Below are 14,251 nucleotides of genomic sequence, written 5' to 3' on the forward strand. Positions count from 1 at the left end.
AGACCCTTTGAGAATTTTCTCAAGGGGTCTTTTGCTGATTAGATTTATTTGGCTTGATCTGCGGTCTTGTCCTTGGAAAGTGCGGGAACGGTAATCAAAGCAAGCTCTGCAATGATCACCGTGACCAAAGCGGAAAGTGCTGGGTTGAAGGCCACGCTCGTCATCTGAGCGACCAAGTAGCCGAGCAGCAAGCCGAAGAAGGCTGCCCAGAGTGCAGTTACGATATAGCGCATGTTAACACCACCTTTTTTATTTACTGCTAATCTACCGCTTCTTTTAGAATTGGTCAAGCAACAGAATGAATGCTTTGTTCGAAATGGCTGAAAAAGTCAATGGCAATGCGAACCGGCTAAGAAAAATCTTTTCATAAAGAGAACAAATTTTCGGTATAATAAAAGAAGAATTAACGACTCGTTGGAGGCTTTCATGTACGCACCGTTACAAGTTAAGAGTGGCTACTCTCTGCTGCAAAGCCCAAGTAGTATCAAACAAATTGTCGAAAGCGCTAAGGCTCGTGGTTACCAAGCCATTTCGTTGGCTGAGCAAAACGTCTTGTACTCTTTGGTCGACTTTTATCAAGAAGCAAAGGAAAAGGGCATTAAGCCGATTTTCTCCCTGCAATTGATGGTCAACGGCTTGGTGAACCTGGCGACAGCCTTTCCAATTTTACTGACGGCATACAATCAGCAGGGCTACCAGAACCTCGTCTGGCTGTCGTCAACCAAGATGACCCAATCCGATGAGCCGATGACCATGGCCATGATGGCTGGGCACCTCGATGGTTTGGCCCTGACTTTTACACCGGAGTCGGAATTAGGCCAGTTAATCGCTTCGTCTGATCCAGCTGCTAGTCGTTATTTGTCCTTGCTTGATCAGCAGTTGGGCGAAGGGGGCGAACGGTACTTAGGGACTAGCCCCAATCTTTCCTTTGTCCAGCAAAAAGCCTTGGCGGCTTATGCTAAAGAGCAGCAGCTCGCACTGATTGCCTGGGACCGTGTGGATTACTTAAATACGGAAGACGCCTTTACGACTCAGGTGCTACGCGCAATTGGTAGTGCTACCGTACTCGAAAACATTGGCCCACTCGTCCATGAAAAGGGGGCCTTTTACCTGAGGGATGCCGATGAGCTCGCGCAGGCTTATCAGCAGACCCTTGATTTGAAGACGGCCTATGAAAACAACGAAGCCCTGGTTGCCAAAGTCGAGGTAGCCCTAAACTTTAAAAAACCAGCCTTACCCGTCTATCAACAAGATTCCGGCCTTTCGTCGGCGGACTATCTAAAGCAACTGGCACAAGTCGGTTTGAAGCGGCGTTTGCAACTGGCAGGTATTCAAGATGGGCAACCATATGTGAAACGCTTGAATCGTGAGTTAAAGGCGATCATCGACCTAGGCTTTGCGGATTATTTCCTCATCGTCTGGGATATTCTAAAATTTGCACGCGATCACCATGTTCAAACAGGGGCCGGCCGTGGCTCGGCTGCTGGTTCCCTGGTGGCCTACTGCCTAGGCATTACAAACGTCGATCCATTGGCAGCTGGCTTGCTTTTTGAGCGTTTCTTGAATCCTGAGCGTGCCCAAATGCCGGATATTGATATTGATTGGCCAGATGATCGTCGCGATGAGCTGCTGGCTTATCTTCATGACAAATACGGCCAGGAGGACTTTGCCCAGATTATTACCTTTGGTACCTTGGCTGCCAAGCAGGTACTGCGTGACGTTGGCCGTGTCTTTGGCCTCGATGCCAAGGAACAAAAGAAGCTGACCGATACAATTCCGGCTGGTAAAAACGGGCGAAAGGTGAGTCTGTCAGACACCCTGGCCGACCCTAAAAACCGTCTCGAACCGACATTAAAAAAGTTCGAATTCGGTGACTTACTTCTAAAGACGGCCCAAAAGTTGGAAAATCTGCCACGTAATTATTCCACTCATGCGGCGGGTGTTGTGCTATCGGATGCACCTTTAACGAACACGTTACCGGTTCAAACCGGAAACGATGGCTACTTAATGACGCAGCTGCCCAAGGGACCGGTGGAAGCGCTGGGCTTGCTGAAAATCGATATTCTTGGTTTAACGACTTTGAAAATTTTAGCAAAGGGGATTGCCTTGGCTCGTCCGGTCTTGGGGGATGACTTTGATATTAAAAAAATCTCCTTTGAAGATCCAAAGACCTTGGCCCTTTTTGCTCGTGGCGAGACGAACGGTGTCTTTCAATTTGAATCGGCGGGGATGCAGCGGATGTTGCGACGGTTAAAGATCGATCGCTTCTCGCTCATTACTGCCTCGACCGCTTTATACCGGCCGGGTCCTAGTCAACATATTGAGACCTTTATTAAACGGCGATTGGGACAAGAAGCGGTGCCAGTGACTGATCCAGTCGTCGATCGCATCCTTTCGGAGACCTATGGCATTTTGGTCTATCAGGAACAAGTGATGCAGGTGGCCGAAGCTTACGCTGGCTTTAGCTTGGCCCAGGCCGACTTTTTACGTTCAGCGATGTCCAAGAAAAAAGTCCAGCAGATGGCACAGGCCAAAGAGGCCTTTTTGACGGGGGCCGAAACCAAGGGGCACAGCCGAAAGGAAGCCGAACAGCTCTTTGCCTACATTGACCAATTTGCCAATTACGGCTTTAACAAATCCCACGCCGTTGCTTATTCAGAACTGTCCTTCTCCTTAGCCTATTTGAAGGCCCACGCACCGCTAGCCTTTTACACGGCCTTGCTAAACGCACACCAGGGTGGGCCTGCCAAAGCCCAAGGATACTTACAAGAAGCGCGTAAGCGTCAGGTTCGGGTTTTGGGCCCGGATATTAATCGCTCGGTAGCCGATTGGTCCATTGCAGAAGACGTCCTGCAAATGGGCCTTGGTAATATCGCTGGCTTACCGACCCCCTTTGTTCAAGAGCTGCTTTCGATTCGCGAACAGCAGGGGCCTTTTTCAAACTTTTCTGCCTTTCTCTTGGCCCTGCCCGAAAAATGGCGGCAGTCGAAAGTGTTGACTTTGCTGATTAATGCCGGTGCACTTGATCGTTTCGGCTATAACCGGGCAGAGTTAATTGAAAATCTGGATGATTTGCTCACGGCGGCAGCCTTTGGCGAGCAGGTCTTGAAAGAAACCAAGATGAAAAAAGTCCATGACTTTGGCTTGGTTGAACGCTTACAACGTGAAAAAGACGTGCTCGGCTTTAATCTGTCAGGGCATCCAACCGAGGCTTTCTCGCTGGCATACGATCAGGGGAAAGCGAAGAAAATCGCTGATCTAAGTGAAAACCAACAGCTGTCGGTCTATGGCTTAGTGAAACAAGTCAAGGTCATTAAGACGAAAAAAGGCGACCAGATGGCCTTCCTTTCGGTGTCTGATATGACTGGTTCACTTGATGTGACGGTTTTTCCAAAACTTTACGAACGGTTGGCTGATCAACTAAAGGTTGGGCAGGTCTTCTTGATTTCCGGAAAGACCGAGATTCGTCAGGGGCTTTCTTTGATCGCCAATCGTCTGGTTGCGGTTAACCCAGACGCCGGGAATCAGGAGCGACAGCAGCAAGGACTTTTGAAGGAAGATTCGTCCAAGCAAGAAGGGGATGGGGGAGCCGGCACTTGGTTCCTTCGCCTCGTTGATGAAAGCCAGGAAAAAAAGCAAAAAGCAGCCATTTGGCAGTTGATGAAAGAACACCCTGGAAAAAACGCTGTCACGCTCTATTGGCCAAGTACGAAAAAAAGAAAAAATTTGCCAAAAAACTATGGTTTAGCTGACAAAACAACTGTTCTAGCGCCTCTGCAGGCAATTTTAGGTGAAAAAAACGTTGTTTTTAAAGAAAAAGGTTAGATTCTAGCTTGTGAACAGACAGGTTTGTGTATTACAATATGAGCAGGAAGTTGTTTGTCGCAACTCACCAAGATATCAAAGGAGCAATTTACCCATGAAAAAGACGAAAATCGTCTCAACGCTTGGTCCGTCATCTAGCGATGTCGAAACCATTGTGAAGTTAATTGAAGCTGGTGCTAACGTATTCCGTTTCAACTTCTCCCACGGTGATCACGAAGAACACTTGGGCCGCATGAAGAATGTTGCCGAAGCTGAAAAGATTACTGGTAAGACTGTTGGTCGTTTGCTTGACACGAAGGGTGCGGAAATCCGTACCACGAAGCAAGCGGATGGTAAGATTCAATTCGCCACTGGTGATGTATTCCGCATCTCAATGGACGCAAGCTTGGAAGGAACGCACGACAAGATCGCCGTTACTTACCCAGGTTTGTTCGATGACGTAAAGGTTGGTGGAAAGGTTCTCTTTGATGATGGTTTGCTTGGAACAACCATCATGGAAAAGGACGAAGCTAACAAGGAATTGGTCGTAAAGGCTGATAACCACGGTTTGCTTGGTTCACGTAAGGGTGTTAACGCACCTGGCGTTTCAATCAACTTGCCAGGTATCACTGAAAAGGATGCCGATGACATCCGTTTCGGTTTGGATCACGAAATCAACTACATCGCGGCTTCATTTGTTCGTAAGCCTGAAGATGTTTTGGATATCCGTGCCTTGTTGAAGGAAAAAAACATGGAACATGTTCAAATCATTCCTAAGATTGAATCACAAGAAGGTATCGACAACTTGGATGCCGTTTTGGATGTTTCAGATGGTTTGATGATTCCTCGTGGTGACATGGGTGTTGAAATTCCTGCCGAAAACGTTCCTTTGATTCAAAAGGAAATGATGGCAAACATGAACAAGCGTGGATTGCCAGTTATTACGGCTACTCAAATGCTTGACTCAATGGAAGAAAACCCACGTCCTACACGTGCCGAAGCTTCTGACGTTGCCAACGCTGTTTGGGACGGAACGGATGCTACGATGTTGTCTGGTGAATCAGCTAACGGGGAATACCCAGTAGAAGCCGTTACGATGATGGCAAAGTTGGATGAAAAGGCTGAAACAGCCTTGCCACTTTACTCACGTCACCAAGACACGTTCTACCACAACGACTCAGTTGAATCAGTTGCTTCTGCAGCTGCCCGTTTGGCTGACTCAGTTTCAGCAAAGGCTGTTGTTGTCTTGACTGAAACGGGTTACGAAGCTCGTATGGTTTCAAAGCACCGTCCATTGGCACCAATCGTTGCCATGACGTCACAAGAACGCGTACAACGTGGTTTGACTTTGAACAACGGTGTTGTTCCTGTCTTGGCCGAAACGCCAAAGTCAGTTGACGACTTGATCGTTGCTGCAAAGCAAGCTGCTAAGGACCAAGGATTGGCCGAATCTGGTGACAAGATCGTTGTGATGACGGTTGCGCCACTTGACAAGACGAAGTCAGCAAACAACGTTTCAATCGAAACGCTCTAATTCAATGTCTTTAGACTGAAAAGTCCGACTCTGTCGGGCTTTTTTTATGTTAAAATGAAGAAAGTTCCAAGCAAATGAGGGATATGATTTTTGACAAAGCAAAGTGAAAAGATTTTTACCTTTCAAAACGTTGAACAGCAGACCGTTGTCTCTGGGGCAAACGACCAGTTACTCGTTTTGATTGAAGAGGGCCTGTCGGTGACACTTCATGTTCGGGGTGCCCAGGTGGCAATTACCGGTGATGATGCCGCGGTTTCTTCGGCCTACGCCGTCTTAGACGTACTCAGCCAATTAGTGAAAAAGCAAGTAACCGTTAGTCCAGCTGACGTGGTGTCCGCCACCACCATGGCAAAGAAGGGCACGCTCCAGTATTTCTTAGACTTTTATCAGGGGTCCATTCTGAAGGATAAGAAGGGCCGGGCCATTCGTGTGAAAAACTATGGCCAGCGGCAGTATGTCTCAGCCATTAAGCACAATGACGTGACCTTTGGAATCGGTGCAGCTGGTACTGGAAAGACTTTTTTGGCCGTTGCAATGGCTGTTGCCGCGCTGAAAAAAGGTGATGTTGAGCGTATCATCATTGCCCGACCAGCCGTCGAGGCGGGTGAATCGCTTGGTTTCTTGCCAGGTGATTTAAAAGAAAAGGTCGATCCATACATGCGGCCCATCTACGACGCCATGAATTCGTTAATTGGTGCCGATCATGTCGAACGATTAATGGAACGCGGTGTCTTGGAAATTGCGCCACTCGCTTATATGCGTGGTCGCACCTTGGACGACGCCTTTGTGATCGTTGACGAAGCGCAGAACACCACGAATGCACAAATGAAAATGGTGCTCACTCGTTTAGGTTTCCAATCAAAGATGGTGATTAACGGGGATCCTTCGCAAATTGATTTACCAAAGGGTGTAAGGTCGGGATTACTTGCAGCTCAAAAGATTTTACAGGGACTCAACCGAGTGGCTTTCGTTCATTTTGATAGCCAAGATGTTGTTCGACATCCGGTTGTCGGCCAAATTGTCAGTGCTTATGAAGAAGCGGACGAAAAGGTCAAAGCCCTTAAAGAAGCGCGTGAAAAAGGAAAAACAGAATGGATTTAGCTTTAATTGATCAAACCAAAGACGGTGTCACACAGTTTCATAAAGACTTGGTGACTTATGTCTTAGATTACGCCGGTAAGTACCTCGAACTACCCGATAACACGGAAATGTCCGTGACCTTTATGAATAACGATGCGATTCAAACCTATAATCGCGAGTACCGTGGTCTTGATAAGCCAACGGACGTCATTTCGTTTGCCATTGAAGAAGAGGGCGATGATAGTCCTGTCATCGAAGATGAAGAAATGGCTGCTGAAATCGCGAAGAACATTGGCGATATTTTGGTTTCTGTTGATATTATTGAGAGTCAAGCAGAATACCTCGGCCACTCTTTTGAACGCGAACTCGGCTTTTTGGTCGTTCATGGCTTTTTGCATTTGAACGGGTATGACCACATGCTCGGCGACAAAGAAGAAAAAGAAATGTTTGATCTGCAAAGGAAGATTTTAGATGACTATGGACTCCGACGCTAAAAAACAAGCTGGTAATCTCCAACGGGACGAGTTAGCTCGTTTTCAAGATGAGATTGACCAGTCGCAGGCGGTTGAAGAAAAGAGCCAGCAAAGAGAAATTAGTGATGAACACGGACGCGAGACTGGTCGTAACCGGAACTTCTTCAAATCCCTGTTCAATGCCTTAAAGGGGATTTTCCTAGTACTCATTCGTGAGCGAAACATGCGCTTTCACGTGGGTTTCGCCATCCTGGTCTTAGCCGGTGGCCTTTATTTGGGATTGAATCGTTCAGAATGGCTTTGGGTCGTCATTGGGGTGTTCTTGGCCATTTACGGTGAATTTGTGAACACCGTCGTGGAGGCTGTGATCGACTTGATGGTCGATAAGCGCTACCATCCTTTGGCTGGATTGGTCAAAGACGTTTCAGCTGGAATGGTCCTGGTTTCAGTGGCTGCTGAGATGATCATTCTTTTCTTGATCTTCCAGCCACACCTTTGGCACTTCTTCGGTATCCAAACCGACTTTTCACGTTTCATTCACCGTTTGAAAGGATAATTCATGACAAAAGAAGGATTTAAATCAGGTTTTGTGGCCATCATTGGTCGGCCAAACGTTGGGAAGTCAACGCTTTTAAACCGCATCGTTGGTGAGAAAATCGCCATTATGTCGAATAAGGCGCAGACCACGCGCAATAAAATTCAAGGGATTTATACGACGGATGAGGCCCAGGTGGTCTTCATTGACACGCCGGGTGTGCACAAGCCACAGAACTCGCTTGGCGATTACATGGTCAAGTCTGCCTTTTCCGCTTTGCACGAAGCCGATGCCATTTGGTTTGTGGTGGACGCATCAAAAAAGCGTGGAGCAGGTGACAACTTCATCATTAACCGTTTGAAGGAAGTGACCAACACGCCGATTTTCCTCTTGGTTAACAAAGTCGATCTCTTGAAAAAAGAGGACCTTTTTGAAGTGATTCAGACTTACCAAGAAGATGCACCGGAATGGACGGAAATCTTCCCAATTTCGGCAACAGAAGGGGATAACGTGCCAGAGCTACTGGATACGGTTATTCAAGACCTGGATGAAGGACCACAGTACTTTGACGCTGACCAACTGACGGATCATCCGGAACGTTTTGTTATCTCAGAGCTCATCCGTGAAAAAGTCCTGCAGTTAACGCAGCAAGAAGTGCCACATTCCGTTGCCGTTGTCATTGATAAGATTGAAACGGGCGAAGACGATATCGTGCACATTCAGGCATCGATTATCGTGGAACGGCCAACGCAGAAAAACATTGTCATCGGAAAGCAGGGGAAGATGATTAAGCAAATCGGTACCCGCGCCCGAAAAGATATTGAACGACTACTGGGCTCTCGCGTCTTTTTGGAGACTTGGGTAAAGGTCGAAGAACGATGGCGCGATCGCCCACAGGCACTGCAGTCGCTGGGTTATCGTAAGGACGACTTTTAAAAAACGATAGGAAGCGAGCGGCTAGTCGCACACTGGCCGCTTTTTCGTACATAATCATTTGGCAAGAAAGGAGGTGGCACATGGCGTTAATCGAAGGGCTGATCTTACAAACGACCGCTTACCGTGAGCATGATCTACTGGTTAAGCTCTTTACCAAGGAAGCCGGCATTATCACGGCGATGGCTCGTGGCGCAAAGAAGCAAAAGTCGCAGTTAACCGTTGTCAATCAGCCCTATACTTGGGTCGTCGTTGACGGTGTATACCCTAAGAATCAGCAGGGACTGGGCTTTATTAACTCCGTTCAGGAGAGCCGTATTTATAAAAACGTCCTGGTTGACCTGACAACGGCGGCTTACGCTGCATTGATTGCAAAAGACTTGACCGTGGCCTTTGAAGAAAACGAGCCACAGCCAGTTTGGTACGCAAAAATGTTAGCTGCCTTTGACCAACTGAATCAGCAAAAGGATCCCCAGGTGATCGCCAACATCGTTGAGTTGCAGTTGCTACCGGTTTTTGGCGTTTCGCCAAACTGGCAAAAAGATCCGTTATCGGGTGCTGAAACGGGTGATTTCGACTATTCGGAGAAGTACAACGGGATTATCGAAAAGGCCCATTTTGACATGGATGATCACCGCTTGCATTTGGACCAAAAAACGGTTTATTACCTCCGCCTCTTTTCAACGATTGATATCCAAAAACTGGGGGCAATCACGCTGTCACCCGTGACGAAACGGGGGATTCAGCGTGTCATCGACTATCTCTACGACCGCCAGGTCGGCTTTCAACCAAAAGAAAAACGTTTTATTCAAAAAATGGCCGCCTTTGAGGGCCAGTTTCAGATTAAACCACGGAAAAAGGAGCAAGAATGATGAAAAAAATCCTCGTCTTACATACCGGCGGAACGATTGCCATGCATGCTGCAGCAGATGGTGACGTCGAAGTCGGAGCAGAAAATCCATTGAACCAGGCACAATTTGATCTGCCGGCGGTGGATTTAACGATTGATAACATCTTTAACATCCCCTCAGAGCACATTACGCCTGAACACATGCTGACACTCTACAAGCGGTTAAAAGACGCTGACAAGAGCTATGACGGCGTTGTCATCACACATGGAACGGATACCTTGGAAGAAACGTCCTTTTTCCTTGATAAAACACTTGATTTGACGATTCCAGTCGTGATGACCGGGGCGATGCGCTCGTCGAATGAGTTGGGCTCTGACGGCCTTTATAACTTCCAATCAGCACTGCGCGTGGCCATTGATGAAGAGGCTTCGAACCGTGGCGTGATGGTGGTCTTAAACGATGAGATTCATGCAGCTCGTTTTGTTACGAAAACGCACGCCACGAACGTGGCGACTTTTGCCTCCCCAATTTCTGGGCCGATGGGCATGATCACCAAGCGGCAAATTATCTTCTTTTATGATTTGCCGAAAACGATGACTTATCCGATTGCCTCCGTCAGCAAGAAAATTCCTGTCATGAAGGCCTATGCCGGAATGGACGGGCAAATCTTATCACTTTTTGCAGAAAGCGAACATATCGATGGCATCATCATCGAGGCCCTGGGCGCTGGGAATCTGGGAGAGGACGCTGCACGCGGTGTTCAGGAACTACTCGACGCCGACATTCCCGTTGTCATTGTGTCCCGTTCTTTTAATGGAATTGCAGAACCCGTTTACGATTATCTCGGTGGGGGAATCCAACTGGAAAAGTCGGGGGCGATTTTCGCCCGTGCCGTTAATGGACAAAAGGCGCGGTTGAAACTCTTAATTGGCCTTGAAAATGGTTTGTCCGCCGGCGCTTTAACGGATTTCTTACACGAGTTCTAAAAGAAAGCGGCTGCTTTGTAAATTTACAGAACGGATTCAGCCAAATCCCGGTATACTAATTAGGTAAAGCTTTTTACTTGGCTTGAACAATCGTGTTCAGTCAATTGTCCGGATCACATACACGTAGGAGAAAAGCAGATGACTTTTATGCAGCAAGACCCTTTGGTCTTTTCAGGTATTGAACAAGAAGCCGCCCGACAAAATCGGACGATTGAATTAATTGCTTCTGAGAACTTCGCTTCGCCGGCCGTGCGTGCTGCGCAGGGTTCGGTTTTAACGAATAAGTACGCGGAGGGCTACCCTTACAAGCGTTACTACGGCGGAACGGAATACGTTGACGTGATCGAACAGGCGGCCATTGATCGCTTGAAGGCGCTTTTTGGGGCAGAATATGCCAATGTGCAGCCACATTCCGGTTCACAGGCTAACGCCGCGGCCTACATGGCCTTCTTGAAGCCAGGGGATACGATTTTAGGAATGGATTTGGATGCCGGCGGCCACTTGACCCACGGCGCCAAGGTCTCATTTTCTGGAAAAGTCTACCATTCCGAAACTTACGGTTTGGACCCTGAAACAGAACAATTGGATTACGATGCCATCCTCGAAAAGGCCAAAGCCGTTCAGCCTCAAATGATTGTGGCGGGGGCTTCAGCCTATTCGCGCAGCATTGACTTTAAGAAGTTCCGCGCGATTGCCGATGAAGTGGGCGCCTTTTTGATGGTCGACATGGCGCATATTGCGGGATTGGTTGCGGCTGGTCTGCATCAAAACCCCGTGGGGATTGCGGACGTGGTGACCTCAACGACGCACAAAACCTTGCGTGGCCCTCGTGGCGGTGTCATCTTGTCACAAGATCAGTATGCCAAGCAAATTAACTCAGCCATTTTCCCTGGTTCGCAGGGTGGCCCTTTGGAACATGTCATCGCCGCCAAGGCCGTTGCCTTTGGTGAAGCTTTGCAGCCAAGTTTCAAGGACTATGCGGAGCAGATTATTGCCAATGCCAAAGCCATGGTATCGGTCTTTAACGAAGCGCCAACGATTCGTGTGGTTGCTGGAGGGACTGATAACCATCTCTTTAACTTGGATCTAACGAAAACTGGCTTAACTGGTAAAGAAGCCCAGGAGTTACTGGATTCTGTTTCCATTACAACCAATAAGGAAGCCTTGCCAAACGAGCAACGGTCGCCATTCGTGACATCTGGTATTCGGATCGGGACGCCAGCGATCACAACCCGTGGCTTTGATGAAGCAGCGAGTCGCCAAGTGGCCCGTTTAATTGTGGGCGCACTTGAAAACCCAAAGGATGAACAAATCTTAAAGCGAATTAAGCGTGATGCTGAAAAACTTGCAATGATTCATCCAATGCCGTAAGTTCACTTACAAAGTGTGCGAAAATGACGGTTCGAATTTCAAAAAAAGCATGTCGTCTTGAACAAAAAGAACGCTTATTGGCCTTTGCTAGAAACGAGCCAGAAGCTAAGCGATTGGAAGAAGAGCAGCTGTATCGACAGCTATTTGATAGTGAGGCATGGCGCACTGCCCATGTTGTCGCATTGACAATGGCGATGCCTTTGGAGTTATCGACCAAACCACTGATTGCTCAAGCCCTTCATGATGGAAAAGTCGTGGCTGTCGCCACGATGCAGGCAAATCGACAGCTGACCTTTATCCAAGTTGATCAGCAAACGGCTTGGCAAGCGCCAAACGCCTTTGGCATTGTTGAACCAAAGAACGGGGAGGCGGTTCCCTTAAGGGACATCGAGCTCATGTTGGTTCCAGCATTAGCATTCGATGTGACGACGGGCCAGCGACTTGGCTTTGGGGCTGGCTACTATGATCGATTGTTGGCTAGGTTTGATGGGATGACTATCGGGCTGGCCTTATCAAAGCAGCAGCGCTCGGACTGGGTGATCGATGACTTTGATCAACCCGTCAAAAAAATCATGACGATTAAGTAAAGACAGATGAATTCGTTCATCTGTTTTTTTTCTTGAAAACACGAACAGATGTTCGTATAATTAATAAAGCAATAACCGTGAGGGGAGGAAGCAGTCGATGGCCAAGCAGGACTTTCAAAAAATCTATGAAAACGAAGAGCGACGGGTTATTTTTTTGATTGATTCAAAGAGTTTCTATGCCAGTGTTGAGTGTGTGGAGCGTGGGCTGAATCCGCTAAAAGCGATGTTAGTCGTGATGTCGCACCAAGAAAACCTGAAGGGCGGTCTTGTGCTGGCTTCTTCGCCGATGGCTAAAAAACGCTTGGGTATCTCCAACGTGACCCGACAAAAGGACGTCCCGGACACACCCGGTCTGGTAAAGGCGGAACCAAGGATGAACCGTTACATTCAAAAGAACCTGGAAATTAACGCCATTTATCAGCGCTATGTGGATGCGGATCACTTACTGCCATATTCGATTGATGAATCAATTTTGGACGTGACGGCCTTTTGGCGATTGTTTGCTGACTCGCCGAAAGAACTTGCCCGGATGATTCAAAAGCAAGTGTTAAAAGAGACGGGCATTTATCTTTCAGTAGGTATTGGGGACAGCCCAGCGTTGGCGAAGCTTGCCCTGGACTTAGCTGGCAAAAAAGACGCTCATTTGTTAGCAGAATGGCATTACGAAGATGTGCCAGAAAAGCTGTGGTCCGTGACCGATTTTTCCTCTGTTTGGTCAATTGGCCGGAAGACAGCGAAGAAGTTGAACGCTTGGGGCATCAATTCGCTTGGTGATTTAGCCCACTACAATCCCTATGTGTTAAAGAAAAAGTTGGGATTAATGGGGGAACAGCTTTACGCCTTGTCTTGGGGAATCGACCGGTCGGATTTAGCAGAGAAGGTTCGAGTCAAAAACAAATCCTATGGGAATTCACAGGTGCTGCCCTATAATTACCGGAATCGTGAGGCGATTCGGGTGGTCATTTTAGAAATGGCGGATCAAGTGGCGTCCCGATTACGGGCACATGGGGTTCAGGCCAGTTTAGTGAGCCTTTACCTTGGCTATGCCGAACAAAAAATCGACTTTGATGAACGCCATGATCGTTCAACCGGTTTGCACCAGACGATTCGAATTGAGCCGACGAATAAGACGAAAACGATGATGGACGTTTTGGAACAGCTATTTACCCGCTACTGGGACGGGCGTCCAGTCCGTCATATTGGTGTGACGATGGCTGATCTGGGAAGTGAACGGATGCAGCCCTTGTCTCTTTTTGACGCGCCAGCAGAAGAATCAGAAGAAAAACAAGATCCCGTTGATCAGGTTGTCGATCAATTACGGCAGCGCTTTGGATCAGCGGCTGTTGTTCGCAGTCTTTCCTTAGAACACGGTGCAAGAGCCATTGAACGTGCTGGACTAGTCGGTGGACACAATGGAGGAAATGCTTATGAATAAGAATTTTTTAACCGGTGACGATCTGGTTCAGACCGTTGCGCAGTATTTTAAACAAGATTATCGCGAGCGAGGAAAGGTGAAGTGGAACGGCTTTTTTCTATCTGACCACACGGCGAAGCTGAAGCAAAAGGCGCAATTTGAGCAGGGGGCCGAAACGGCGACTTGGCAGGAAGCTTTGTCCATGGAGCAAATCCAAGAACAGGTGCGATTGGCTTTCGAGCGTAATAAACCTCTTTCTTTACAGGAAGCACAAGTTGACCAAGATAACCGCATTCCAATGATCCAAATTGGCCGGGTGAGCGGCTTTTATTTGGATGGCTTTTATTTCGATGACCTACCCGTTGATTGGGAAACGGTGCGCTTTGCAGAGGTTCATCATGGTAAGTAATCAAGAAATCAATGACTTAGTTAAGCTCATTCAGCCGCTGTTTAAAAAGGAAAGGAACACCATTTATGAAGTACACCTCGTTTATCAGCTCTTTTCCGATCAGTTAAACATTTTCTTTGAGTGGGGACGAATTGGCCATGCCACCACTTCTCGGCAAATCAAGAGCCTGCCACATGCGACTTTTGAACAGGTTCACACACTACAACAAGAACTCACCAAACGCTTGCCATCTGTGCCAGTTCGGGTAAATAGTTAATTCTTCCACGGGCCTTTG

General features: G+C 47.8%; 14 protein-coding genes. 13 read left to right on the forward strand and 1 reads right to left on the reverse strand.

Annotated elements, in window-relative coordinates; all coding sequences use genetic code 11:
* Positions 1 to 44: 44 nt before the first annotated feature.
* Positions 45 to 233, reverse strand: coding sequence for a YjzD family protein (locus G6R30_RS03270; protein ID WP_213821422.1), 189 nt, complete (start codon positions 231 to 233; stop codon positions 45 to 47).
* A gap of 193 nt (positions 234 to 426) precedes the next feature.
* Between G6R30_RS03270 and G6R30_RS03275 the strand changes: the two genes are divergently transcribed.
* The 13 genes from G6R30_RS03275 to G6R30_RS03335 all read left to right on the forward strand — a co-directional run bounded on the left by G6R30_RS03275 (position 427) and on the right by G6R30_RS03335 (position 14,233).
* Positions 427 to 3,825: a DNA polymerase III subunit alpha gene (locus G6R30_RS03275; protein ID WP_213821424.1), complete on the forward strand. Its 3,399-nt coding sequence runs from the start codon at positions 427 to 429 to the stop codon at positions 3,823 to 3,825.
* 94 nt (positions 3,826 to 3,919) lie between these two features.
* On the forward strand, positions 3,920 to 5,338 hold the full coding sequence (pyk, locus tag G6R30_RS03280; RefSeq protein WP_213821426.1) for a pyruvate kinase: 1,419 nt from the start codon (positions 3,920 to 3,922) through the stop codon (positions 5,336 to 5,338).
* Between the two features lie 90 nt (positions 5,339 to 5,428).
* The gene (locus G6R30_RS03285) at positions 5,429 to 6,439 is read left to right on the forward strand and encodes a PhoH family protein (RefSeq protein WP_213821428.1); all 1,011 of its coding nucleotides are present in this window, start codon (positions 5,429 to 5,431) and stop codon (positions 6,437 to 6,439) included.
* A complete protein-coding gene (ybeY, locus tag G6R30_RS03290; protein ID WP_213821434.1) occupies positions 6,430 to 6,912 on the forward strand; it encodes an rRNA maturation RNase YbeY in 483 nt (160 codons plus the stop codon). Before G6R30_RS03285 ends, ybeY begins: the two co-directional genes overlap by 10 nt.
* Positions 6,890 to 7,447 (forward strand): diacylglycerol kinase family protein, encoded by a 558-nt coding sequence (locus tag G6R30_RS03295; RefSeq protein ID WP_238476782.1) that lies wholly within the window; start codon positions 6,890 to 6,892, stop codon positions 7,445 to 7,447. The genes ybeY and G6R30_RS03295 overlap by 23 nt, the downstream gene beginning before the upstream one ends.
* A gap of 3 nt (positions 7,448 to 7,450) precedes the next feature.
* Positions 7,451 to 8,362, forward strand: coding sequence for a GTPase Era (era, locus tag G6R30_RS03300; RefSeq protein ID WP_213821435.1), 912 nt, complete (start codon positions 7,451 to 7,453; stop codon positions 8,360 to 8,362).
* 80 nt (positions 8,363 to 8,442) lie between these two features.
* The gene (gene recO, locus G6R30_RS03305) at positions 8,443 to 9,231 is read left to right on the forward strand and encodes a DNA repair protein RecO (protein WP_213821436.1); all 789 of its coding nucleotides are present in this window, start codon (positions 8,443 to 8,445) and stop codon (positions 9,229 to 9,231) included.
* Positions 9,231 to 10,196, forward strand: a complete 966-nt coding sequence (locus G6R30_RS03310; protein WP_213821543.1) for an asparaginase — start codon at positions 9,231 to 9,233, stop codon at positions 10,194 to 10,196. Before recO ends, G6R30_RS03310 begins: the two co-directional genes overlap by 1 nt.
* A gap of 138 nt (positions 10,197 to 10,334) precedes the next feature.
* Entirely contained in the window at positions 10,335 to 11,567 is a 1,233-nt protein-coding gene (gene glyA, locus G6R30_RS03315; protein ID WP_213821437.1) for a serine hydroxymethyltransferase, read from the forward strand.
* 23 nt (positions 11,568 to 11,590) lie between these two features.
* Complete coding sequence (locus G6R30_RS03320; RefSeq protein ID WP_213821438.1) at positions 11,591 to 12,154, forward strand: 5-formyltetrahydrofolate cyclo-ligase; 564 nt, start codon at positions 11,591 to 11,593, stop codon at positions 12,152 to 12,154.
* A 97-nt stretch (positions 12,155 to 12,251) separates the two neighbouring features.
* Entirely contained in the window at positions 12,252 to 13,589 is a 1,338-nt protein-coding gene (locus tag G6R30_RS03325) for a Y-family DNA polymerase (protein WP_213821439.1), read from the forward strand.
* Positions 13,582 to 13,977, forward strand: coding sequence for a hypothetical protein (locus tag G6R30_RS03330; protein WP_213821551.1), 396 nt, complete (start codon positions 13,582 to 13,584; stop codon positions 13,975 to 13,977). The genes G6R30_RS03325 and G6R30_RS03330 overlap by 8 nt, the downstream gene beginning before the upstream one ends.
* The gene (locus G6R30_RS03335; RefSeq protein WP_213821441.1) at positions 13,967 to 14,233 is read left to right on the forward strand and encodes a hypothetical protein; all 267 of its coding nucleotides are present in this window, start codon (positions 13,967 to 13,969) and stop codon (positions 14,231 to 14,233) included. Before G6R30_RS03330 ends, G6R30_RS03335 begins: the two co-directional genes overlap by 11 nt.
* Positions 14,234 to 14,251 lie beyond the last annotated feature (18 nt).

This window comes from Fructobacillus parabroussonetiae (genome assembly GCF_018437265.1).
Taxonomy (GTDB): Bacteria; Bacillota; Bacilli; order Lactobacillales; family Lactobacillaceae; genus Fructobacillus; species Fructobacillus parabroussonetiae.

Bases quoted from the DNA above. Each gene is read 5' to 3' on its own strand.
- G6R30_RS03270 (WP_213821422.1), bottom strand. From the start codon at position 233: ATGCGCTATATCGTAACTGCACTCTGGGCAGCCTTCTTCGGCTTGCTG.
- G6R30_RS03275 (WP_213821424.1), top strand. From the start codon at position 427: ATGTACGCACCGTTACAAGTTAAGAGTGGCTACTCTCTGCTGCAAAGC.
- pyk (WP_213821426.1), top strand. From the start codon at position 3,920: ATGAAAAAGACGAAAATCGTCTCAACGCTTGGTCCGTCATCTAGCGAT.
- ybeY (WP_213821434.1), top strand. From the start codon at position 6,430: ATGGATTTAGCTTTAATTGATCAAACCAAAGACGGTGTCACACAGTTT.
- G6R30_RS03295 (WP_238476782.1), top strand. From the start codon at position 6,890: ATGACTATGGACTCCGACGCTAAAAAACAAGCTGGTAATCTCCAACGG.
- era (WP_213821435.1), top strand. From the start codon at position 7,451: ATGACAAAAGAAGGATTTAAATCAGGTTTTGTGGCCATCATTGGTCGG.
- recO (WP_213821436.1), top strand. From the start codon at position 8,443: ATGGCGTTAATCGAAGGGCTGATCTTACAAACGACCGCTTACCGTGAG.
- G6R30_RS03310 (WP_213821543.1), top strand. From the start codon at position 9,231: ATGAAAAAAATCCTCGTCTTACATACCGGCGGAACGATTGCCATGCAT.
- glyA (WP_213821437.1), top strand. From the start codon at position 10,335: ATGACTTTTATGCAGCAAGACCCTTTGGTCTTTTCAGGTATTGAACAA.
- G6R30_RS03320 (WP_213821438.1), top strand. From the start codon at position 11,591: ATGACGGTTCGAATTTCAAAAAAAGCATGTCGTCTTGAACAAAAAGAA.
- G6R30_RS03325 (WP_213821439.1), top strand. From the start codon at position 12,252: ATGGCCAAGCAGGACTTTCAAAAAATCTATGAAAACGAAGAGCGACGG.
- G6R30_RS03330 (WP_213821551.1), top strand. From the start codon at position 13,582: ATGAATAAGAATTTTTTAACCGGTGACGATCTGGTTCAGACCGTTGCG.
- G6R30_RS03335 (WP_213821441.1), top strand. From the start codon at position 13,967: ATGGTAAGTAATCAAGAAATCAATGACTTAGTTAAGCTCATTCAGCCG.